The 21731-nt window shown below is 40.7% G+C and carries 27 protein-coding genes; all 27 read left to right on the top strand.

Annotation, left to right across the window (positions count from 1 at the left end):
- The 27 genes from trmFO (at position 1) to flhB (ending at position 21709) form a co-directional block, all read left to right on the top strand.
- Positions 1-1305: an FADH(2)-oxidizing methylenetetrahydrofolate--tRNA-(uracil(54)-C(5))-methyltransferase TrmFO gene (trmFO, locus tag LCD34_RS16610; RefSeq protein ID WP_007499618.1), complete on the top strand. Its 1305-nt coding sequence runs from the start codon at positions 1-3 to the stop codon at positions 1303-1305.
- A gap of 62 nt (positions 1306-1367) precedes the next feature.
- Positions 1368-2285 carry a tyrosine recombinase XerC gene (gene xerC, locus LCD34_RS16605; protein ID WP_007499616.1) on the top strand — a complete coding sequence of 306 codons (918 nt, stop codon included), beginning with the start codon at positions 1368-1370 and terminating at the stop codon, positions 2283-2285.
- Between the two features lie 14 nt (positions 2286-2299).
- The gene (hslV, locus tag LCD34_RS16600; RefSeq protein ID WP_007499614.1) at positions 2300-2845 is read left to right on the top strand and encodes an ATP-dependent protease subunit HslV; all 546 of its coding nucleotides are present in this window, start codon (positions 2300-2302) and stop codon (positions 2843-2845) included.
- A 16-nt stretch (positions 2846-2861) separates the two neighbouring features.
- The gene (gene hslU / locus LCD34_RS16595) at positions 2862-4262 is read left to right on the top strand and encodes an HslU--HslV peptidase ATPase subunit (RefSeq protein ID WP_008344818.1); all 1401 of its coding nucleotides are present in this window, start codon (positions 2862-2864) and stop codon (positions 4260-4262) included.
- Positions 4263-4296: 34 nt separating this feature from the next.
- The gene (gene codY, locus LCD34_RS16590; protein WP_007499612.1) at positions 4297-5076 is read left to right on the top strand and encodes a GTP-sensing pleiotropic transcriptional regulator CodY; all 780 of its coding nucleotides are present in this window, start codon (positions 4297-4299) and stop codon (positions 5074-5076) included.
- Positions 5077-5364: 288 nt separating this feature from the next.
- On the top strand, positions 5365-5754 hold the full coding sequence (gene flgB, locus LCD34_RS16585; RefSeq protein ID WP_208755866.1) for a flagellar basal body rod protein FlgB: 390 nt from the start codon (positions 5365-5367) through the stop codon (positions 5752-5754).
- Positions 5754-6206, top strand: a complete 453-nt coding sequence (gene flgC, locus LCD34_RS16580; protein ID WP_007499610.1) for a flagellar basal body rod protein FlgC — start codon at positions 5754-5756, stop codon at positions 6204-6206. Before flgB ends, flgC begins: the two co-directional genes overlap by 1 nt.
- Positions 6207-6217: 11 nt before the next feature.
- On the top strand, positions 6218-6535 hold the full coding sequence (fliE, locus tag LCD34_RS16575) for a flagellar hook-basal body complex protein FliE (RefSeq protein WP_007499609.1): 318 nt from the start codon (positions 6218-6220) through the stop codon (positions 6533-6535).
- A 50-nt stretch (positions 6536-6585) separates the two neighbouring features.
- Positions 6586-8178 (top strand): flagellar basal-body MS-ring/collar protein FliF, encoded by a 1593-nt coding sequence (gene fliF / locus LCD34_RS16570; RefSeq protein WP_007499608.1) that lies wholly within the window; start codon positions 6586-6588, stop codon positions 8176-8178.
- Between the two features lie 11 nt (positions 8179-8189).
- Positions 8190-9206: a flagellar motor switch protein FliG gene (gene fliG / locus LCD34_RS16565; RefSeq protein ID WP_008344808.1), complete on the top strand. Its 1017-nt coding sequence runs from the start codon at positions 8190-8192 to the stop codon at positions 9204-9206.
- A complete protein-coding gene (fliH, locus tag LCD34_RS16560; RefSeq protein WP_017367245.1) occupies positions 9199-9963 on the top strand; it encodes a flagellar assembly protein FliH in 765 nt (254 codons plus the stop codon). The genes fliG and fliH overlap by 8 nt, the downstream gene beginning before the upstream one ends.
- Positions 9960-11276 (top strand): flagellar protein export ATPase FliI, encoded by a 1317-nt coding sequence (gene fliI, locus LCD34_RS16555; protein ID WP_008344803.1) that lies wholly within the window; start codon positions 9960-9962, stop codon positions 11274-11276. The genes fliH and fliI overlap by 4 nt, the downstream gene beginning before the upstream one ends.
- Before the next feature lie 8 nt (positions 11277-11284).
- Positions 11285-11728 (top strand): flagellar export protein FliJ, encoded by a 444-nt coding sequence (gene fliJ, locus LCD34_RS16550; RefSeq protein WP_024720352.1) that lies wholly within the window; start codon positions 11285-11287, stop codon positions 11726-11728.
- Positions 11729-11740: 12 nt separating this feature from the next.
- Entirely contained in the window at positions 11741-12427 is a 687-nt protein-coding gene (locus LCD34_RS16545; RefSeq protein WP_017359089.1) for a MotE family protein, read from the top strand.
- The gene (locus LCD34_RS16540) at positions 12428-13750 is read left to right on the top strand and encodes a flagellar hook-length control protein FliK (protein ID WP_224559763.1); all 1323 of its coding nucleotides are present in this window, start codon (positions 12428-12430) and stop codon (positions 13748-13750) included.
- Positions 13750-14193, top strand: coding sequence for a flagellar hook assembly protein FlgD (gene flgD / locus LCD34_RS16535; RefSeq protein ID WP_224559762.1), 444 nt, complete (start codon positions 13750-13752; stop codon positions 14191-14193). The genes LCD34_RS16540 and flgD overlap by 1 nt, the downstream gene beginning before the upstream one ends.
- Positions 14194-14214: 21 nt before the next feature.
- Positions 14215-15006, top strand: a complete 792-nt coding sequence (gene flgG / locus LCD34_RS16530; protein ID WP_017359086.1) for a flagellar basal body rod protein FlgG — start codon at positions 14215-14217, stop codon at positions 15004-15006.
- 37 nt (positions 15007-15043) lie between these two features.
- Complete coding sequence (locus LCD34_RS16525) at positions 15044-15259, top strand: flagellar FlbD family protein (protein ID WP_008344794.1); 216 nt, start codon at positions 15044-15046, stop codon at positions 15257-15259.
- Entirely contained in the window at positions 15256-15684 is a 429-nt protein-coding gene (fliL, locus tag LCD34_RS16520) for a flagellar basal body-associated protein FliL (RefSeq protein WP_007499592.1), read from the top strand. The genes LCD34_RS16525 and fliL overlap by 4 nt, the downstream gene beginning before the upstream one ends.
- A gap of 32 nt (positions 15685-15716) precedes the next feature.
- On the top strand, positions 15717-16715 hold the full coding sequence (fliM, locus tag LCD34_RS16515) for a flagellar motor switch protein FliM (protein ID WP_008354483.1): 999 nt from the start codon (positions 15717-15719) through the stop codon (positions 16713-16715).
- Positions 16705-17826: a flagellar motor switch phosphatase FliY gene (fliY, locus tag LCD34_RS16510; RefSeq protein ID WP_007499588.1), complete on the top strand. Its 1122-nt coding sequence runs from the start codon at positions 16705-16707 to the stop codon at positions 17824-17826. Before fliM ends, fliY begins: the two co-directional genes overlap by 11 nt.
- Before the next feature lie 27 nt (positions 17827-17853).
- The gene (locus LCD34_RS16505; protein WP_007499584.1) at positions 17854-18216 is read left to right on the top strand and encodes a response regulator; all 363 of its coding nucleotides are present in this window, start codon (positions 17854-17856) and stop codon (positions 18214-18216) included.
- 18 nt (positions 18217-18234) lie between these two features.
- A complete protein-coding gene (gene fliZ, locus LCD34_RS16500; RefSeq protein WP_024720357.1) occupies positions 18235-18894 on the top strand; it encodes a flagella biosynthesis regulatory protein FliZ in 660 nt (219 codons plus the stop codon).
- On the top strand, positions 18887-19552 hold the full coding sequence (gene fliP / locus LCD34_RS16495) for a flagellar type III secretion system pore protein FliP (protein ID WP_007499580.1): 666 nt from the start codon (positions 18887-18889) through the stop codon (positions 19550-19552). Before fliZ ends, fliP begins: the two co-directional genes overlap by 8 nt.
- 16 nt (positions 19553-19568) lie before the next feature.
- A complete protein-coding gene (fliQ, locus tag LCD34_RS16490) occupies positions 19569-19838 on the top strand; it encodes a flagellar biosynthesis protein FliQ (RefSeq protein WP_003211206.1) in 270 nt (89 codons plus the stop codon).
- A 6-nt stretch (positions 19839-19844) separates the two neighbouring features.
- Positions 19845-20624, top strand: a complete 780-nt coding sequence (gene fliR, locus LCD34_RS16485) for a flagellar biosynthetic protein FliR (protein WP_007499578.1) — start codon at positions 19845-19847, stop codon at positions 20622-20624.
- Complete coding sequence (gene flhB / locus LCD34_RS16480; protein ID WP_007499576.1) at positions 20621-21709, top strand: flagellar biosynthesis protein FlhB; 1089 nt, start codon at positions 20621-20623, stop codon at positions 21707-21709. The genes fliR and flhB overlap by 4 nt, the downstream gene beginning before the upstream one ends.
- The last annotated feature ends 22 nt before the right edge of the window (positions 21710-21731 follow it).

Raw genomic sequence — 21731 nt, 5'->3', positions numbered from 1 at the left:
ATGAGTCAATTTGTAAATGTGATCGGAGCAGGTTTAGCAGGAAGTGAAGCGGCATGGCAAATTGCCAAGCGCGGAATTAAAGTCCATCTGTATGAAATGAGACCTGTCAAACAAACACCAGCTCACCACACAGATAAATTTGCGGAGCTCGTATGCAGTAACTCATTGCGTGCGAATGCTTTAACGAACGCAGTCGGTGTTTTAAAGGAAGAAATGCGTCATTTAGATTCAGCAATCATCGCAGCAGCAGATGAAAGCTCGGTTCCTGCTGGTGGAGCGCTTGCAGTAGATCGTCATGAATTTGCAGCTAACGTCACAGACCGCGTGAAAAATCACCCGAATGTGACGGTCTTTCAAGAAGAAGTGCAAAGCATTCCAGAAGGTCCGACGATTATCGCAACGGGTCCTCTTACATCAGAAGCACTTTCAAAAGAATTAAAATCTTTAACAGGTGAAGAGTATTTATATTTCTACGATGCAGCAGCGCCTATCCTCGAGAAAGACAGCATCGATATGGATAAAGTGTACTTGAAATCACGTTATGATAAAGGGGAAGCGGCTTATTTAAACTGTCCGATGACAGAAGAAGAATTCGATCGTTTTTATGAGGCGCTCATTTCTGCTGAAACTGTGCCGTTAAAAGAGTTCGAAAAAGAAATCTTCTTCGAAGGCTGTATGCCCATTGAAGTCATGGCCAAAAGAGGGAAAAAAACCATGCTCTTTGGCCCGATGAAACCAGTTGGACTTGAAGATCCAAAAACAGGAAAAAGACCTTACGCTGTTGTTCAATTAAGACAGGATGATGCAGCAGGTACTTTATATAATATTGTTGGTTTCCAAACACATCTAAAATGGGGCGATCAAAAGGAAGTATTCCGTTTGATCCCAGGTCTTGAAGAGGCTGAGATTGTTCGCTATGGTGTGATGCATCGTAATACATTTATTAACTCGCCAAGCCTTCTAAAACCGACGTATCAATTTAAAAATAGAGACGACTTATTCTTTGCCGGACAAATGACTGGTGTTGAAGGATATGTTGAGTCCGCGGCTTCAGGACTAGTGGCTGGAATCAACGCAGCTCGTTTTGTTAAAGGAGAAGAGCTTGTGACACTTCCAGAAGAAACAGCGATTGGCAGTATGGCTTACTACATCACATCAACAAACAAGAAAAGCTTCCAGCCGATGAATGCAAACTTTGGCTTGCTGAAAGATCTTGGCGTTCGAATTAAAAACAAACAAGAGCGCTATGCAGAGTACGCTAAACGCGCAATCGAAACTATTCAAACTATTTCGAAATCTCTGTAGTAAAACATTGCACGGGAAGCAAGATATGTGATACCATTTAAAAGCCTTAAAGAGGTGTAAAAATGACAGATAAACAGCGTCTTGTCCACTTATTCATTGAATATTTGCAGATTGAAAAGAACTATTCAGCTTTAACGATCTCGGGTTATACTGAGGCGATTGAAGAGTTTGTCAGATTTATGAACATTCAAGGAATAGACGGTTTTGAAGAGGTATCCTATCAAGATACGAGAATTTATTTAACAGAAGCTTATGAAAAAGGCCTTACAAGAAGAACGATTAGTAAGAAAGTCTCTGCACTTCGCAGCTTTTATAAATTTTTATTAAGAGAACAGCTTGTGAAAGAAAATCCTTTTTTACTCGTTAGCTTACCAAAGCAGGATAAGCGAATTCCTTCATTTTTGTATGAAGAGGAACTAAAAGAGCTATTTACAGTTTCTGATGTAAATACACCGCTTGGTCAAAGAAATCAAGCCATTTTAGAACTTCTTTATGCAACAGGTATGAGGGTTAGTGAGTTATGTTCATTAAAAGAATCTGATCTTGATTTATCGATGGATACAGTGCTTGTTCATGGGAAAGGCAGCAAACAGCGGTATGTACCTTTCGGCTCTTATGCACATGAAGCGCTCTCCACATATTTAGAGGATGGAAGGCAGAAGCTGAAAGTGAAGGGAAAGGATCGTGCTGATTCACATGTGTTTTTGAATCAGCGCGGAGCTCCTCTTACAGACAGAGGCGTTCGATTCATTCTAACTGAATTAATGAAAAAGGCATCTGGCACATTACATATCCATCCTCACATGTTAAGGCACACCTTTGCTACGCATCTTTTAAACGAGGGAGCGGATTTAAGAAGTGTTCAAGAACTTCTCGGTCACTCAAATTTATCATCAACACAGGTGTACACGCATGTATCAAAAGATTCTTTAAGAAAAACGTACATGTCTCATCACCCAAGGGCTTTTAAACGATCCTAAAAGGAGGTTTTTTCATGTCATCATTTCATGCAACCACAATCTTTGCCGTTCAACATAAAGGAAAAAGTGCGATGGCTGGAGACGGTCAAGTCACTTTTGGGCAGGCTGTCGTCATGAAACACACAGCAAAAAAAGTGCGCCGTCTTTTCGGAGGCAAAGTACTCGCAGGTTTTGCTGGTTCAGTTGCAGATGCATTTACACTCTTTGAGAAGTTTGAAACGAAGCTTGAAGAATACGGTGGTAACCTAAAACGAGCAGCTGTAGAACTGGCGAAAGAATGGAGAAGTGACAAGATGCTCAGACAGCTTGAGGCCATGCTGATCGTCATGAATAAAGAAAGCATCCTGCTCGTATCTGGAACAGGAGAGGTCATCGAGCCAGACGATGGCATTTTGGCTATCGGGTCAGGCGGTAACTACGCGCTTAGCGCCGGGAGAGCACTCAAAAAACATGCAGGTGACCATCTCTCAGCTCGAGAGATTGCAAAGGCGGCTCTTGAAACGGCCGGAGAAATCTGTGTCTACACGAACGATCAAATCACTTTAGAAGAGCTTGAATAGAAAGGACATGAGACGTATGGAGAAAAAGCCGTTCACCCCAAGAGAGATAGTTGAAAAGCTTGATCAGTACATTATTGGTCAGCTTGATGCGAAAAAAGCAGTGGCGGTGGCTTTAAGAAACCGTTACAGAAGAAGTCTTTTACATGATAAGCTAAAGGATGAAGTCGTTCCTAAAAACATCTTAATGATTGGTCCGACAGGTGTGGGGAAAACAGAAATTGCTCGCAGAATTGCAAGGATTTCTGGTGCACCTTTCATTAAAGTGGAAGCAACGAAGTTTACTGAAGTTGGATATGTCGGACGTGACGTAGAATCAATGGTCAGAGATTTAGTGGAAACAGCAATCAGACTAGTCAAAGAAGAAAAAATGAAGGATGTTCAAGAAGAAGCGGAAAAACAAGCAAACAAACGGCTTGTTCATCTACTTGTTCCTGGAAAGAAAAAAAGTCAGTCTGTGAAAAATCCTTTTGAGATGCTGTTTGGTGGTTCTGATGCTGATGAAAGTGACCGAGATCACTCAAGTGAAGAAGTAGAGCTTGAGTCGACGAGAAAACGCATTGCGCACCAGCTGGCGATGGGTGAACTTGAAGACCATTACGTCACGATTGAAGTTGAAGAGCAGCAGCCTTCCATGTTTGATATGCTTCAAGGCTCGGGTATGGAGCAAATGGGTATGAACATGCAGGATGCGCTTAGCAATCTCATGCCTAAAAAGAAAAAACGCAGAAAGCTGACCGTCAGAGAAGCGAGAAAAGCGTTAACTGCTGAGGAAGCTTCAAAACTGATTGATATGGATGAAGTCGGTCAGGAAGCCGTGCAAAAAGCAGAGCAGCAAGGAATCATCTTTATCGATGAAATCGATAAAATTGCCAAAAGCGGTGGTGCATCGTCTGCAGATGTTTCTCGTGAAGGGGTTCAACGTGATATTTTACCGATTGTAGAAGGTTCCACTGTGATGACGAAGTATGGGGCTGTGAAAACAGATCATGTTCTATTTGTAGCAGCAGGCGCTTTTCATATGGCGAAACCCTCGGATTTGATTCCAGAGCTTCAAGGGCGCTTCCCAATCCGTGTAGAATTAGATAAATTAAGTATAGAAGACTTTGTGAAAATCTTAACGGAACCAGATAACGCGTTATTAAAGCAATATAAGGCTTTACTTGAAACAGAAGGTATATCTCTTGAATTTTCTGACGATGCTATTCATAAGATTGCCGAAGTGGCTTATCACGTCAATCAGGAGACGGATAACATCGGTGCAAGAAGGCTTCACACCATACTTGAGAAACTGCTAGAAGAGCTCTCATTTGAGGCGCCTGATATTACAATGGAAACAGTGACTATTACCCCTCAGTATGTAGAAGAGAAGCTAGGAAAGATTGCAAATAACAAAGACTTAAGTCAATTTATACTTTAACAAATGAATAAAGTAATCTAGGAGGATCATTATTATGGCGTTACTACAAAAAACAAGGATTATTAACTCGATGCTGCAAGATGCAGCGGGGAAACCGGTTAATTTTAAAGAAATGGCAGAAACACTGAGAGATGTCATTGATTCAAACATTTTCGTATTAAGCAGAAGAGGGAAGCTTCTTGGCTACTCCATTAACCAGCAGATTGAAAATGCACGTATGAAAAAAATGCTGGAAGATCGTCAGTTCCCTGAAGAATATACAAAAAGCTTATTCAATGTCCCTGAAACATCTTCAAACCTTGACATCAACAGTGAGTACACAGCTTTCCCGATTGAGAACCGTGATTTATTCCAATCAGGTTTGACAACGATTGTGCCAATTATCGGAGGCGGGGATCGCTTAGGGACGTTAATCCTTTCTCGTTTGCAAGATACATTCACAGATGATGATTTAATTCTTGCTGAATACGGCGCAACAGTAGTTGGGATGGAGATTCTTCGCGAGAAAGCGGAAGAAATTGAAGAAGAAGCAAGAAGTAAAGCGGTTGTTCAAATGGCGATCAGCTCTCTTTCATATAGTGAACTTGAAGCGATTGAACATATCTTTGAAGAACTCGATGGAAACGAAGGGCTGCTTGTGGCAAGTAAGATTGCTGACCGTGTAGGAATCACTCGTTCAGTGATCGTAAACGCACTTCGTAAATTAGAAAGTGCAGGCGTTATTGAATCTCGTTCTCTTGGAATGAAGGGAACATACATCAAAGTATTAAACAACAAATTTTTAATTGAACTTGAAAATTTAAAATCTCACTAATCAAAAAACCCTTTTCGGCCGAAATAAACGCTGAAAAGGGTTTTTTTGTATAAAAAAAGAGGATTTGTCCGAAAAATGACACTCTTTTTTCCAAGAAACCCCTTACAATTCTGTAGTGCTTTGAATCTAGGTCTTTATACCTATTCGTAAAATAGATATATATTACGAGTTTTTTTTACAATTACATCATAGACTTTAATCCTATTATTTCTTACAATGAACATATGGTTTTACAAATCTCGACATGATTAAATGGAATGAAATACATATGATTGGAGGTATATGGTTTTGGATATATTTTCTGGAACGATAAGCAACCTTGAGAATGCCTTGGGCAGAGCGAATGTTAAGCAAAAAGTCATAAGCAATAATATCGCGAATATAGACACACCGAACTACAAGTCTAAAAAAGTTGCATTCCACGACATGCTAAATGATGCGTCAATCAAATTAGATGCTAAAAAAACATACCAAGGTCACATTGATTTTTCTAAAACAGGGTCTAATTATTCAGTTGTTTCGAGTGACCGTACTTCTTATCAAGAAAACGGAAATAATGTCGATATTGATCAAGAGATGAGTGAACTCGCTAAAAACCAAATTCAGTATAATGCGTTGGTTGAAAGAATGAGCGGAAAGTTCAATTCTCTTAAAACAGTTTTGACAGGAGGTAAGTGATGTCGATTTTTTCAGGCGTGAACGCTTCGGCCTCAGCATTAACAGCACAGAGGCTCAGAATGGACGTTGTATCCTCTAACCTTGCGAATATGGATACAACAAGAGCTAAACAGGTTGATGGCAAGTGGGAGCCTTATAGACGCAAGCTCGTCACATTACAGCCGTCAGGTGAATCATTTTCATCTATATTGAACTCAAGCATGAATTCGAGCGGCAAATTAGGAAACGGCGTCAAAGTAACAAAAATTACTGAAGACGAAACTCCATTCAACCTTCAATATGATCCTACAAATCCCGATGCCAATGAAAATGGATATGTTCAAACACCAAACGTTGATCCATTAAAGGAAATGGTTGATCTCATCAGCAGCTCAAGGTCATATGAAGCAAACGTGACTGCGCTGAATGCGAATAAAAGCATGCTGATGAAAGCTTTAGAAATAGGAAAGTAAGGTGAAAAGAATTGGTTAACGCAATATCTCCTTTCCAGCTTCAAACCGCTCAGCAAGCAAGTGAATTGACGAATGCATCGTCTGTGCAGGCGGCTGCACCTAAAAGTCAAACGAATTTCTCTGATGTGCTGAAGAATTCCATTGAGGCATTAAATCAATCACAGCTGAAATCAGACCAGTATACGAATGCTCTCGCACAAGGGAAAGATGTCAATCTCGATGAAGTCATGATTGCTTCACAAAAAGCGAGTGTGACACTCACAGCTGCAACCGAGTTTCGGAATAAAGCAGTCGAAGCGTACCAAGAGATTATGAGAATGCAGATGTAGGAGGTGCTGGTGGACAAAAAATAGACTGAATGGAATGACCGGGGGTTAAGATGAATCGTACTTTAATGCAATTAAGAACAAAAACAGTTGAGTTTTGGCGAAATCGATCAAAATTACAAAAAATACTCATGATTGGCGGCGTAGCTGCCCTAGCAATCATTATTACGGTTGTTAGCATCTTTGCTTCTTCTGAAAAAATGGTTCCGTTGTTTAGAGATTTGTCTGAGGCAGAAGCAGGACAAATCAAACAGGAACTGGATGGCAAAAACGTTAAATCGGAACTTGCAAATAACGGAACGACGATTTTAGTTCCAGAAAAGCAAGCAGACACTTTAAAAGTAACACTTGCATCAGAAGGACTTCCTAAAACGGGGAATATTGATTACTCCTTCTTTGCGAACAATTCCGGCTTCGGTTTAACAGACAATGAATTTGATGTTCTGAAAGTAGACGCAACTCAGACAGAACTATCCAATCTGATCAACACGATTGATGGGATTAAAGATTCAAAGGTTATGATTAACCTGCCAAAAGATTCCGTTTTTGTTGGAGAAGAGCAAAGTAATGCATCAGCATCAATTGTGCTGCAAGTTCAGCCAGGCTACACGCTTACTCAGCAACAAGTAAAAGGCCTTTATCATCTTATTTCAAAAAGTGTGCCGAACTTAAAAACAGAAAACATTGTCATTATGGACCAAGATTCCAACTACTATGACTTAAACAGCAGCTCAGATTCCTATGCAAGTGGAATGGATGCACAGCAGCAGAAAAAAGAAGAGATTGAAAAGAATCTTCAACGAAAAATTCAACAGCTGCTTGGAACGATGATGGGTCAAGAGAAAGTTGCCGTATCGGTCACTACAGACATTGATTTTACTGAAGAAAAAAGAAAAGAAGATCTTGTCGAACCAGTTGATCAAGAAAACATGCAAGGAATTGCTGTCAGCGCTGAAAAGATTGCTGAAACTTATTCAGGTAATGGCGCAGCAGCTGGAGGCACCGCTGGAACAGGTGACGATGATGTCACAAATTATCAAGGCGCTGATGGAACGAATGGAAGCGGAGATTACGAAAAGAGCGAAGATCGCATCAATTATGAAGTCAACCGCATTCATAAAGATATCAAAGAAAGTCCTTATAAAATCAGAGACGTTGGCATTCAGGCACTGGTTGAACCACCTACTGCAAACGATCCGACCTCATTAACTGCTGAAAGGCAGGATGATATCAAAAAAATTCTTTCAACCATCATCAGTACATCGATTGATAAAGAATACACAAACGGTCAAGCGCTCACTCAAGCAGACTTAGATAACAAAATCGTTTTATCTGTATCAAAATTAGACGGTAAACAGCAAACGGCAGCAGAAAACCCTTCAAACAATATTCCGATTTGGGTTTATATTGTTGGCGGTGTGCTACTACTTGCCATTATCGCTCTCATTATCCTTCTCGTACGTAAGCGAAGAAAAGATGAGGAAGAAGAGTTTGAGTTTGATGAACGTACACCAATTCATGTTCCTGATATCGATACTGAGCCAGAAACAGAAGAAATGGTGAGAAAAAATCAGCTTGAAAAAATGGCAAAAGATAAACCAGAAGACTTTGCTAAATTGCTACGCAGCTGGCTGTCCGAGGATTAGGAGGAATACACATGTCGAGAAAAGATCCAAATCGACTAACAGGCAGACAAAAAGCAGCAATCCTAATGATTTCCTTAGGGCTAGACGTGTCAGCATCTGTATACAAACATCTGTCTGAAGACGAAATAGAAAAATTAACATTAGAAATTTCAAATGTAAGAAGTGTAGATACTGCTAAAAAAGATGAGATCATCGAAGAATTTCACAGCATTGCCATCGCGCAGGACTACATATCACAAGGCGGCCTTATGTACGCAAGACAAGTGCTTGAAAAAGCGCTTGGTGAGGACAAAGCGGACAGCATCTTAAATCGCTTAACATCCTCACTTCAAGTGAAACCATTTGATTTTGCTAGAAAGGCTGACCCAGAGCAAATTTTAAACTTTATCCAGCATGAGCATCCACAAACCATTGCGCTCATTCTTTCCTACCTAGATCCAGTACAGGCTGGACAGATTTTATCTGAGTTAGGCGAGGAAGTACAAACCGAGGTTGCAAGAAGAATTGCTTTAATGGACCGCACATCTCCAGAGATCATCAATGAGGTGGAACGTATTCTTGAACAAAAGCTCTCTTCAACCTTTACGCAAGATTATACCCAAACGGGCGGAGTCGAAGCGGTAGTCGAAGTCCTGAATGGTGTAGACCGTGCAACGGAGAAAACCATTTTAGATACACTGGAAATTCAAGATCCTGAGCTTGCTGATGAAATTAAGAAACGTATGTTTGTCTTTGAAGACATTGTCACTCTTGATAGCAGAGCCATTCAGCGCGTGATTCGAGATGTTGAAAATGACGATTTACTACTTGCACTCAAAGTGGCAAGCGAAGAAGTCAAAGAAATTGTCTTCCGCAACATGTCGCAGCGTATGGTCGAAACGTTCAAAGAAGAAATGGAGTTTATGGGACCTGTCCGGCTTAGAGATGTCGAGGAAGCACAGACTCGTATTGTCAGCATCGTAAGACGACTTGAAGAGGCTGGAGAAATCGTCATAGCTCGAGGTGGAGGAGACGATATCATTGTCTAGGATTATCAAACATGAAACATCTGTTATTCCTGAACAAGGCCGTCAAACCATTCCCTTGCAGCAAGTGGAATTCAAAAGAGAACATCACGAAGAAGAGCTTGTCAACGAAACAGAAGCATCTCAACTTGTATTAAGTGATGCACAAGATGAAGCAAGCCGTATTTTAGAACAAGCAAATCGTGAGCTGGAACAAACAATGGCTGAAATCAATCAGCGGCGAGCTGATTTTGAAGCAGAAAGAGTACAGCTCATTGAAGAAGCGAAACAAACAGGATATCAAGATGGTTTTCAAAAGGGCGAAGCAGATGCGAATTTACAGTATCAATCGATTCTTGATCAAGCGAATGACATTGTCAGCCTTGCAAAGCAGGACTATGAAGCAAAAATCGAAAGCTCTGCTGAAGAAATTGTCGAACTTGCCTTTGAGCTCGCTAAACGAGTATGGAATGCAGCTGAGGACACAAAAGAACAATTTTTAACGCTAGTGAAGCAGGTCATTTCAGAAGTGAAAGAATATGACGATATTTCCATCTATGTCGACCCTGCACATTACGAACATGTGATGGAATATAAAGACGAATTAAATAGAATCCTTCAAAAGAATACACATCTTGCCATTTACTCGGATGAAAAAGCACCAAAAGGTACTTGTTACGTCGAAACAAGCTTTGGAAAAGTGGAAGCGAGTGTTGATACCCAAATGAATCAGTTAAAAGAAAAGTTATTAGAAGTCATTGATTCAGGTGATCACAAATGAACATAGATGTGCTAAAAGAAACGATTGAAACCGCCGATCCTTATAAACGTTTTGGTAAAGTCAATCGAGTTGTTGGACTGATGATCGAGTCCAAGGGGCCAGAAAGCTCAATCGGTGATGTATGTCTTATTCACAAAAAAGGGAGTAAGAATCATCCGATCAAAGCAGAAGTCGTTGGTTTTAAAGATGAAAACATTCTGCTCATGCCTTATGTAGAAGCCTCTAACATCTCACCAGGCAGTCTTGTTGAAGCAACAGGTGAGTCGTTAAAGGTCAAAGTAGGAACTGGTTTAATCGGGCAGGTTGTTGATGCATTCGGTGATCCACTGGATGGCAGCATGCTTCCTAAAGGACTTGCACCTGTCTCAACAGAACAATCTCCTCCAAACCCGATGGACAGACCGCCTATTCGTGAAAAAATGGGCGTTGGTGTCAGAGTGATCGACAGCTTGCTCACAGTCGGCACTGGTCAAAGAATTGGCATATTCGCGGGAAGCGGTGTTGGTAAAAGTACCTTGATGGGGATGATTGCCAAGCAGACAGAAGCGGATCTCAATGTCATTGCACTTGTTGGAGAGCGTGGACGTGAAGTTCGCGAGTTTATCGAAAAAGATTTAGGAGCTGAAGGACTGAAGCGTTCGATTGTTGTTGTCGCAACTTCAGATCAGCCCGCACTGACAAGATTAAAAGCAGCCTATACTGCAACAGCTATTGCCGAATATTTCAGAGACAGAGGAAAAAATGTCATGTTTATGATGGATTCTGTCACAAGGGTCGCCATGGCACAGCGGGAAATAGGACTTGCAACCGGTGAACCGCCAACAACAAAAGGATATACGCCTTCAGTGTTCGCTATACTGCCAAAATTGCTAGAACGAACTGGTACAAATCAACTTGGTTCCATCACAGCGTTTTACACAGTGCTTGTTGATGGTGACGATATGAATGAGCCGATCGCTGATACAGTGCGGGGGATTTTAGATGGCCACATAGTACTTGATCGTGCATTGGCCAACAAAGGACAGTTCCCAGCTGTCAATATTCTGAAAAGTATCAGTCGTGTCATGAGTAATATCGCAAGTCATGATCATAAGGAAGCGGCTAACCGGTTCCGCCAGCTTTTATCCACATATCAAAACGCTGAAGATCTCATTAACATTGGAGCATATAAAAAAGGCTCCTCTAAAGATATTGATGAGGCCATGCAAGCTTACCCACAACTGATTTCATTTTTGAAGCAGGACGTTGAAGAGGCTGTATCGATTGAAGACAGCGTGAGGATATTGCTCAGTTTGATGAATAGAGAGGATTGACAAAAACAGTGAGATATCAATACAAATTTCAAAAGCTCTTAGAATTGAAAGAAAGTGAAAAAGACAAATCACTCGCAGCGTATCAACAATCCGTTTCGGCATTTGAGCAAGCCGCTGAAAAACTCTATGAAAATATGAGTAAAAAAGAGCTAATGGAAAAGAGCAAAGAAGAAAAGCTGAGAAGTGGGATGAGTGTTCAAGAAATGCGTCATTATCAGCAATTTGTGACGAACTTAGATAACACCATTCATCATTATCAGCAGCTTGTGATCATGAAACGCCATCAAATGAATGAAAAACAATCTGATTTAACTGAAAAAAATATTGAGTTTAAAAAGTTTGAAAAAATGAAAGAAAAGCAATTTGAAAAGTTCTCCCTTGAACATAAGGCAATTGAAATGAAAGAAATGGATGATATCTCTATCAGCCAATTCATGTTTCAAGGACATTAGGAGTCGAGATGAATGCCTAAGAAGGAAAAAACAAAGGAATCAAGCGGCGGCGGTAAATTTCAATGGATCTTGTTTATTGTCATTATCCCATTGGTTGTGCTTGTGATCGTGACGGGCACAATCCTTTATATGGCGGGTTATGATCTAAAGAAACCGCTCCAAAACATTCCGGGGATTAGCAGCTTGGTTGGATCAGATGACACATCAAAAACGTCATCTTCAAATAACGATCAACGTGATACAGAGTTGAAAGCGTTGAAAAAGACGATTAAAGAACAAGAGAATGAACTTGAAATTGCTCAAAAAGACTTGAAGACAAGTGATGAAGAGATTAAACGATTGAATCAAAAAATCAATTCACTTGAAAAAACATCTGATAAAGAGAACACGTCAGCAAGTGACAGTTCATCAAACAGTACATCATCAAGTAATAACGCATCAGGATCTTCCTCTGATTCGTCAGCATCTTCTAATCAGCAATCAAAAGGAAAGGTCGCCAGCATTTATGAAAGCATGGATGCAGGGAAATCTGCCAAAATTTTATCAGAGCTAAGTGATAAAGAAGCTTTGAAGATCCTTGAAGAGCTGAGTAAAAATAAGCTGACGGACATATTAGCAAAACTGACACCTCAGAAGGCAGCAACGTTCACGAAGGAGCTTGCCAAAAAAGAAGAAAGTGAAAATGGGGGTGGACAATAAGTGAAGCTATTGGACATTGGAGCCTTACAGCAATCTTCCCAAGGTCTCTCGGGACTAAAGGGAGAGGGGGCAGTATCTGCTCGCGGCCTGTTTAAACAATTGTTAAATGGCGCAGGTATTCAAAGTGGTCCAGCTATTTCTCAGCCAGCGGAAACCACTCTATCCATGAATGATGCGATGCAAATCATTGAAAAATGGATGCAATCACCTGAAGAAGGAATAGATGGAGATCTTCTTGCGGCACTTCAGGCGCTGCAAGGTCAAAAGCTTGAAGGGGCTGACTTAAAGTCACTTGAAGAGCTATTTCAAAAGATGGAATCGGTTATCTATGGTGATCAGGATGAGAAGCCAGTTGCTGAACATAGTGAACAGCTCATACAAGTCCACTTTTTCTTATATCAAATACTGAATCAGCAGCCGGTGAGCTTTGATGCAAAACTTGTACAGGATATTCAAGCAAAAGGTGAAGATTTTATCAAGTTTCTAACGAAAAACGGAGCAGATGAAAAGCTCATTCAACAAGTAAAAGAGCAGTTCTTCTCGCAAGGATCGGCACCTAAGCTGAATAATATGTCGCAAAGCGAGCTGAAACACTTTAATCAGTTAATCGATCATATGATGGCGAATGCGAAAGGGTCAGATAAAGAGTGGAAAATTTCCTTAGGAGAGTTAAAAGAAATGGTTGCTCCAAGGCAAGAATCTTCCTTCTCATCTCCAGCAAAAGGTGCTGCCTCACTTGAATGGCTCATGAAAAAAGAAGTCATCAAAGGTCAAGGCACTGCGGCACCTGCTTCTGAAAAAACAATCACCCATACGCTGCTTCCAGGGCATAAACAGTTTTTCCAACTGCAATCAGCTGCTCCTATGCAGCAGACGCAAACAACTGACGAAAAGCCAGGCACGGTTGATCAGCAGATTTTAAATACGTGGAAACAAATGAAGTTCACACCATTTGGCAATTCAAGCGGACGGTTTACCGTACGATTAAATCCAGAAAATCTCGGGTTTATTACCATCCAGCTAACGAAACAAAACGGGATGTATGCGAGTAAAATTACAGCTTCAACGCAAGCAGCTAAAGAGCTGTTAGAGCATCATCTGCCGCAACTCAAGCAGGCGCTACCGAATATGTCGGTTCAAGTTGACCGTTTCCATATACCGCTTCAGTCAAATGAGCAGCCGTCTTTTGGACAATTTAATGAGGAAGGCAAGCAGCAGCCATCAAAAGGACAAAGTTTCCAGCAGCCTGATGAACAGGAAGCTGAATTCCAAGATGTACTAGATGCGCTTGTTGGATCAGAAGAAGAAGAGGAGGAGATCTAATGGCAACTGTTGATGCGACGAATAGAACAGCCGCACAAGCGGACACTTCTTCAAACGCAGCAAAGAAAACAGATACACTTGGCCGAGATCAGTTCTTGAAAATCTTGCTTACGCAGCTTCAAAACCAAGATCCGACAAACCCGATTGATGACCGTGAGTTTGTCACACAGCTTGCAACATTTTCTTCTTTAGAACAGCAAATGAATATGAATGAATCAATCACCAAAATGAATCAGATCATGTCTACATTTGTTACACACCAAGATCCATTTACGACATATGTAGGCTGGATTGGTAAAGAAGTAGCGGGTAAACAAGATGATAAAGACATATCTGGCACTGTGAAGTCTGTGAAAAACATAAACAATGAATACTTCCTATATTTAGAAGATGGAACGAAAATCAGCCCTTGGGACGTTACAACTGTTGGAGAAAAATCGTAAGCAAATCGAGGAGGAAAATAAATGTTACGCTCACTTTACTCAGGAATTAGTGGAATGAAAAACTTCCAATCAAAATTAGATGTTGTAGCCAACAACGTAGCCAACGTCAACACACACGGATACAAAAAAAGCCGTATCACTTTTAAAGATATGGTCAGCCAAACCATTGGAAGTTCTGGTGGGCCAACGAACAACTCTGGTTCAATCAACTCAAAGCAAATTGGTTTAGGGTCATCTTTATCTTCAATCGATAAAATCATGTCAGCGGGATCTTCTCAAAATACAAATGAACCTTACGACTTCTATATCAATGGAGATGGGTTTTTCCGTATTGAAGTTCAAGGAGAAGTTCTTTATACAAGAACAGGAAATTTCGACACTGATTCAGAGGGAAGCTTAGTCACCCCTGATGGAAATTATCTACTTGGAATGAATGGACAAAAGATAACGATTCCAGACGGTGTTTCAAGTGTAAGTGTTGGTCCAGATGGAACGATTTCGGTTGTTGAAAACAATGTATCAAGAACCGTTGGTCAAATATCACTCGTATCTTTCCGTAACGCAGGAGGGCTAGACAAAGTTGGTGACAACCTTTACCGCCAAACGTTAAGCTCAGGTGCTCCAAGTAATCCAATCGTACCAGGTGAACAAGGAACGGGCGTCGTCCAAACAGGTAAACTTGAAATGTCAAACGTTGATTTAACAGACGAGTTTACAGAAATGATTATCGCACAGCGTGGATTCCAATCGAATGCAAAGACGATCACAACATCTGATGAAATTCTGCAAGAACTTGTGAATCTGAAACGATAGGAGGTAGGGGGAGCGGTTTATCGCTTCTCTGCTTAATATGATTGAAGTGACAAGATTAAATGGCAAAGGATTTATGCTCAACGCTCTCCATATCGAGCAAATCGAAAGCTTTCCAGACACGACCATTACACTCGCCAATGGAAAGAAATTCGTTGTGAAAGAAGATGAAGAGCAGCTTCAGGAGAAAATCATTTCTTTCTATAGAAAAATCCAAGTCATTTCATTGAATCAAGGAATAGAGGAGTTTGAATGAAGAAGAAATTAGTCGTAGTAATGCTAATCATGATTATTGCTATCGTCGGAATTGGAGCAGGTATTGTCTTTCTGGTGAATGGGTCAGACGAAGCAAAAGCAGAAAAAGAGCCAACAGCAGATGAAGTCGTAAAAGCTTCTGTTGAAATTCCTGAGATTGTGACCAATTTAAAATCTGAAGGAAATGCGGTCAAACTTGTACTAAATATTGAAACAGATTCAGAAAAAGCCAAAGAAGAGCTTGAAAAAAGAAGCTTCCAAGTGAAGGATGCTGTGATCGACATTTTATCAGACACGAATGCAGATGAACTTGATGGCAAAAAAGGCAGAGAACATTTTAAAACACAGGTCAAAAACAAAGTGAATAACTATTTGCAAGATGGCAAGGTGAAAGAAGTTTATATAACCTCCTTTAATCTGCAATAGAGGCGATTAATTGACACGATGGAGGTGAAGAAATGTCAGGAGAAGTGCTTTCCCAGAATGAGATCGATGCATTATTATCCGCCATATCAACAGGCGAAATGGATGCAGAAGAGCTGAAAAAAGAAGAAACGACGAAAAAAGTGAAAGTGTATGACTTTAAACGTGCACTGCGCTTTTCAAAAGACCAGATTCGAAGTTTAACAAGAATTCATGATAACTTCGCTAGACTGCTTACCACACACTTTTCAGCGCAGCTAAGATCATATATTCAAATTTCTGTCAGCTCGGTTGACCAAGTGCCATATGAAGAATTTATTCGTTCGATTCCTAATATGACATTATTAAACTTATTTTACGTCAGCCCGCTTGAAGGAAGAATCATGCTTGAAGTGAACCCAACGATTGGCTATGCCATGATGGATAGGCTGATGGGTGGGATTGGCATTAGTCATAATAAGACAGAATCACTGACAGAAATCGAAACAAAGATTATCTCAAACATGTTTGAGGGAGCTTTGGAAAACTACAGAGAAGCGTGGCAGTCCATAACCGACATCGAGCCAGAAATGGCAGATTTCGAGGTAAATCCCCAGTTTGTTCAAATGGTGTCACCAAACGAAACAGTTGTCGTCATTTCTCTTAATACACAAATTGGTGAGGTAAGCGGGGTTATTAATCTCTGTATTCCTCACGTAGTATTAGAGCCTATTATTCCGAAGCTGTCTGTACACTACTGGATGCAATCGGAACGAAATGAACCGAAACAAGAAGAAACAAAGGCCATTGAAAAACGGATTATGACGGCGAAAATACCGGTAGTCGCAGAGCTTGGACAATCGGAAATGACGGTGGAAGAGTTTTTGAATTTGGAAATTGGTGATTGTATTGCCTTGGACAAACCAGTAAATGCGCCTCTTACTGTTATGGTCGGAAATAAACCGAAATTCTTGGGACAGGCCGGCCGCGTGAATCGGAAACAGGCGATTCAAATTCTAGATCACGACATAAGAGGTGAAGAAGATGGAGAATAACGGAAGTAAATTATCACAAGATGAAATCGATGCGCTCCTTAAAGGAGGCAGCAATGACGATATAGAGCCTGATACACTCCTTTCTGCAATGGAACAAGATGCCATTGGGGAAATCGGAAATATATCATTTGGAAGCTCTGCAACAGCACTTTCAACCCTATTAAGTCAAAAAGTGGAGATTACAACTCCAACTGTCACAGTGATTCAAAAAAGCAAGCTGAATGAGGAATTTCCTCATCCGTATGTCGCAATTGAAGTGAATTATACGGAAGGCTTCAGCGCTAGTAACCTGCTTGTCATCCAGCAAACCGATGCGGCAGTCATTGCGGATTTAATGATGGGCGGAGATGGAACAAATGCTGACCCGTCGTTAAGTGAAATTCACTTAAGTGCAGTACAAGAAGCGATGAACCAAATGATGGGTTCAGCAGCGACGTCCATGTCAACAGTCTTTAATAAAAAGATTGATATTTCTCCGCCTCGCGTTGAGCTGCTTGATGTGAAAGAAGGAGAAGGCACAGACCGCATTCCAGCTGAAGAGATGCTTGTCAAAGTGTCCTTTAGATTAACGATAGGTGAACTCATAGATTCAAATATTATGCAGCTTTACCCTATTACGTTTGCGAAAGATTTGATTGCAGAATTAACAGACCCAGCGGAAGAAGAGCCGGTTCAAGAAGCACCTCAGAGTGCACCTGAACCACAGCAGGCTGCTCCGCAAGCACAATCTGCTCCTATGCAGCAATCGGCACCGCCGAAAAGACAGGCGAAGCCAAAGCCGGCAGAACCTGTCAATGTGGCGCCAGTTGAATTTGAGGCATTTAGTGAGCCTCAGCATACAACAAGTCAGCTCGGTAATCTTGATATGCTGATGGATATTCCACTTTCCATTACAGTGGAGCTTGGAAGAACGCAGCGCAGTGTGAAAGAAGTACTTGAACTTTCCGCTGGAAGTATCATTGAACTGGACAAACTTGCAGGTGAGCCAGTCGACATTCTGGTCAACAAACGAATCGTCGCCAAAGGAGAAGTTGTTGTCATTGATGAGAACTTTGGTGTACGTGTGACTGACATTTTAAGTCAGTCTGAAAGACTTTCTAATTTAAAATAAACAAACATATAGGGAGAGAATAAGTAAATGGCTACTAAGGTATTAATCGTAGATGATGCAGCATTCATGAGAATGATGATTAAGGATATTCTTGTAAAAAATGGATTTGATGTAGTAGGAGAAGCAGAAAACGGCGCACAAGCTGTTGAAAAATATAAAGAAACATCTCCTGATCTAGTCACAATGGATATCACAATGCCAGAAATGGACGGGATCACAGCATTAAAAGAAATTAAACAAATCGATGCTTCGGCAAAAATCATTATGTGCTCAGCGATGGGACAACAATCAATGGTTATTGATGCCATCCAAGCAGGTGCAAAAGACTTTATCGTGAAGCCATTCCAGGCAGACCGTGTACTTGAAGCAATTAATAAAACGTTAGGCTAAAAAAGGGTGTAAGACTTGTTGAAAAAACGTTTGATATGTATAGCAATGATCAGTTTTATGCTTTTCTTGACAGCGCAGCCCGCCTCACTGTTTGCTGAAACAAAAGATCCTGAAAATGGCACGGTGAATGACTGGCTCAAAGATGAGAAAGAAAGCAAAAAGGATACAGAAAAGAAAACCACTGACAATCAAACGAATCCGGCAGAAGAAGTTCCCTCTTCTTCTGTCTCCATTATGGATTTTGTCAAAATGATTGGTGCCTTACTTTTTGTCATCCTGCTCATTTACGGATTGGTGAGATTTGTTGGAAAGCAAAACCGCTTACTCAAGCCATTTCGCTATGTTGAAAATATTGGCGGAACGACGGTTGGTCAAAATCGTTCAGTTCAGCTGATCAAAGTGGGCAAACGAGTATTAGTTGTCGGCGTAGCAGACTCAATCCAGCTGCTAAAAGAAATCGATGATGAACAAGAATGCGAAGCGATTGTGAAACAATACGAAGAAGCGATGGAAAGTAAGACTGACTTACCGAAAATGATGCAAAAATTAACATCGCAAGTGAAGAAACACGATCAGCCGACCACTTCTTCTTTTTCAGCCAATTTAAAGGCGCAGCTAGCCGAATTGAAAAAGACCCAATCAGAAGTCAGAAAGAAAGGCCCGAAACAAAATGAATGAGTTTATCGATTTATTTAATTCCAGTGGCGCAGGGAATATTAGCACATCTGTCCGTCTTCTTTTATTGTTAACTGTATTTTCAGTTGCACCAGGCATTCTTATTTTAATGACCTGTTTTACACGGATTGTGATTGTTCTTTCGTTTGTTAGAACATCACTTGCAACCAACTCAATGCCGCCAAACCAAGTGCTTGTAGGACTTGCTTTGTTTCTCACATTTTTTATTATGGCACCCACGTTCTCAGAGATTAATAAAGAGGCACTCACGCCGCTGTTAAATGATGATATTACGTTAAATCAGGCCTATGAAAAAGCCGAAGTGCCAATTAAAGAGTTTATGAGTAAACATACGAGACAGAAAGATTTGGCTTTATTTCTTAGTTACGCAAAAATGGATACCCCTGAATCAATTAAAGATATTCCCTTAACGGCGATGGTACCAGCTTTTGCAATTTCAGAATTAAAGACGGCATTTCAAATTGGTTTTATGATCTTTATTCCATTTTTAATTATTGACATGGTGGTCGCAAGTGTCCTGATGTCGATGGGGATGATGATGCTTCCGCCGGTTATGATATCGCTCCCTTTCAAAATATTGTTATTTGTATTAGTTGATGGATGGTATTTGATTGTTAAATCTTTGCTGCAAAGCTTTTAGAGTAGGTGCTTAAAACATGAGTTCAGAATTTGTCATTACGATGGCTGAAAGATCAGTGTATGTTGTTTTACTTGTCAGCGGGCCGCTTCTTGCGCTCGCACTAATCGTGGGACTAATTGTCAGTGTGTTTCAGGCGACAACCCAAATCCAAGAACAGACGCTTGCGTTCATTCCAAAAATTGTTGCAGTGCTAATTGGACTTGTTGTGTTTGGTCCGTGGATGCTTTCAACAATTGTGTCATTTACAACAGAGCTGTTCTCGAATTTAGATCGATTTGCAGGTTAATCAGAGATGTCAATCATAGAATTATTTCCTGCCTTTCTTCTCGTTTTCATTCGGATCACCGCTTTTTTTGTGACAGTGCCGCTATTAGCGCATCGAACGATACCAGCAGTTCACAGAGTTGGTTTTTCACTGTTTTTGGCTGTCATTAGTTTTAGCACCATTAAAGAACCGCCAGCACTCGATATCGACGGTCTTTACATGATGCTTGCCGTGAAAGAAGCAATGGTCGGACTTCTTCTTGGACTGATTGCATATATCATGGTGTCCGCAGTTCAAATTGCCGGCTCATTCATCGATTTTCAAATGGGCTTTGCGATCGCCAATATTATTGATCCACAAACAGGGGCGCAAACGCCGCTGATGGGGCAGTTTTTTTATACGGTGACCTTGCTGCTGATGCTGGCAACAAATGCACATCATTTGCTGCTTGATGGAATCTATTACAGTTTTCAATATATTCAAGTTGATCAGTATGCACTGAACTTCGGTAGTGAATCCTTTGCTTACTTTATTGCAAAGAGCTTCAACCAAATGTTCATCATAGCCTTTCAAATCTCAGCACCTGTTGTGGCTAGTTTGTTTTTAGTCGATTTGGCATTAGGAATTGTGGCACGTACAGTTCCGCAAATGAACGTATTTGTCGTTGGACTTCCCATTAAAATGGGCGTGAGTTTTATTATGATCATCATTTGTATGGGTGTTATCTTCGGGGTCGTCCAAAATACATTTGAAACGATTGTGCTCACCATGAGGAATTTCTTAGCATTGGTCGGTGGTTCGTCATGACGACAAGACTTAGACTCGACTTGCAATTTTTCGCAGGTGAAAAAACAGAAAAAGCAACACCGAAAAAGAGACGGGATTCACGTAAAAAAGGGCAGGTTGCCAAAAGTACCGACGTCAATACAGCCATCTCATTTCTACTAATCTTTTTATCATTCTTTTTTATTGGGCCTTTTATGAAAGAGCGTATTATTGCGCTCATTGAACGTTTTTATTCAACAACGATGCTAATGAAGGTTAGCACATCTAATATTCACCAGTTATTCTTGGAATTGCTTCAAGAGACAGGTCTCCTCCTCATGCCAATTCTTGGTGTTGGGATGCTGGCAGGGATCATCAGTAACTATTTACAAGTTGGGTTTCTCTTTTCAACTGAAGTGATCAAGCCCAAATTAGAAAAGCTTGATCCAATCAAAGGGTTTAAACGAATATACAGTATTCGAGCACTCGTTGAGCTATTAAAATCCATTTTAAAAATTGGTTTTGTTGGCTTTGCGACATTTATCGCTCTATGGATGCACTTTGACGAAATCTTGCGGCTCCCTCTACTCACTGCAGAGGAAACCCTTCATTTCGTGGCAAATATGACCTTGATTATGGGTCTATATGCAGCAGGTGCTCTTCTCATCTTAGCTGGGCTTGACTACATGTATCAGAAATTTGATTATGAAAAAAACTTACGGATGTCTAAACAAGACATCAAAGATGAGTATAAAAAATCAGAGGGTGACCCGCTCATAAAATCAAAAATTAAACAGCGGCAAAGGGAAATGGCCATGAGACGGATGATGCAGGAAGTCCCAAAAGCGGACGTCATCATTACAAACCCGACCCACTACGCAATTGCCTTGAAATATGACGAAGAAAAGATGGACGCGCCGTTTGTTGTGGCAAAGGGAACGGATATTTTGGCTTTGAAAATTAGAACAATTGCGAAAGAACATGATGTCATGACTGTAGAGAACCGGCCGCTCGCCCGCGCCCTCTACGATCAAGTGGATATCAACCAAGCGGTGCCTGAAGAATATTTTAAGGCGATCGCAGAAATTTTGGCTTACGTATATAAAACGAAACAAAAGATTTTATGAATTTTTGGTTTTAAAAGGAGAG

Source organism: Bacillus sp. RAR_M1_44 (assembly GCF_020165935.1).
GTDB lineage: Bacteria > Bacillota > Bacilli > Bacillales > Bacillaceae > Bacillus > Bacillus altitudinis.
This window is presented reverse-complemented; position numbering and strand designations above follow the sequence as displayed.

Bases quoted from the DNA above. Each gene is read 5' to 3' on its own strand.
- trmFO (WP_007499618.1), top strand. From the start codon at position 1: ATGAGTCAATTTGTAAATGTGATCGGAGCAGGTTTAGCAGGAAGTGAA.
- xerC (WP_007499616.1), top strand. From the start codon at position 1,368: ATGACAGATAAACAGCGTCTTGTCCACTTATTCATTGAATATTTGCAG.
- hslV (WP_007499614.1), top strand. From the start codon at position 2,300: ATGTCATCATTTCATGCAACCACAATCTTTGCCGTTCAACATAAAGGA.
- hslU (WP_008344818.1), top strand. From the start codon at position 2,862: ATGGAGAAAAAGCCGTTCACCCCAAGAGAGATAGTTGAAAAGCTTGAT.
- codY (WP_007499612.1), top strand. From the start codon at position 4,297: ATGGCGTTACTACAAAAAACAAGGATTATTAACTCGATGCTGCAAGAT.
- flgC (WP_007499610.1), top strand. From the start codon at position 5,754: ATGTCGATTTTTTCAGGCGTGAACGCTTCGGCCTCAGCATTAACAGCA.
- fliF (WP_007499608.1), top strand. From the start codon at position 6,586: ATGAATCGTACTTTAATGCAATTAAGAACAAAAACAGTTGAGTTTTGG.
- fliG (WP_008344808.1), top strand. From the start codon at position 8,190: ATGTCGAGAAAAGATCCAAATCGACTAACAGGCAGACAAAAAGCAGCA.
- fliI (WP_008344803.1), top strand. From the start codon at position 9,960: ATGAACATAGATGTGCTAAAAGAAACGATTGAAACCGCCGATCCTTAT.
- LCD34_RS16545 (WP_017359089.1), top strand. From the start codon at position 11,741: ATGCCTAAGAAGGAAAAAACAAAGGAATCAAGCGGCGGCGGTAAATTT.
- flgD (WP_224559762.1), top strand. From the start codon at position 13,750: ATGGCAACTGTTGATGCGACGAATAGAACAGCCGCACAAGCGGACACT.
- flgG (WP_017359086.1), top strand. From the start codon at position 14,215: ATGTTACGCTCACTTTACTCAGGAATTAGTGGAATGAAAAACTTCCAA.
- LCD34_RS16525 (WP_008344794.1), top strand. From the start codon at position 15,044: ATGATTGAAGTGACAAGATTAAATGGCAAAGGATTTATGCTCAACGCT.
- fliL (WP_007499592.1), top strand. From the start codon at position 15,256: ATGAAGAAGAAATTAGTCGTAGTAATGCTAATCATGATTATTGCTATC.
- fliM (WP_008354483.1), top strand. From the start codon at position 15,717: ATGTCAGGAGAAGTGCTTTCCCAGAATGAGATCGATGCATTATTATCC.
- fliY (WP_007499588.1), top strand. From the start codon at position 16,705: ATGGAGAATAACGGAAGTAAATTATCACAAGATGAAATCGATGCGCTC.
- LCD34_RS16505 (WP_007499584.1), top strand. From the start codon at position 17,854: ATGGCTACTAAGGTATTAATCGTAGATGATGCAGCATTCATGAGAATG.
- fliP (WP_007499580.1), top strand. From the start codon at position 18,887: ATGAATGAGTTTATCGATTTATTTAATTCCAGTGGCGCAGGGAATATT.
- fliQ (WP_003211206.1), top strand. From the start codon at position 19,569: ATGAGTTCAGAATTTGTCATTACGATGGCTGAAAGATCAGTGTATGTT.
- fliR (WP_007499578.1), top strand. From the start codon at position 19,845: ATGTCAATCATAGAATTATTTCCTGCCTTTCTTCTCGTTTTCATTCGG.
- flhB (WP_007499576.1), top strand. From the start codon at position 20,621: ATGACGACAAGACTTAGACTCGACTTGCAATTTTTCGCAGGTGAAAAA.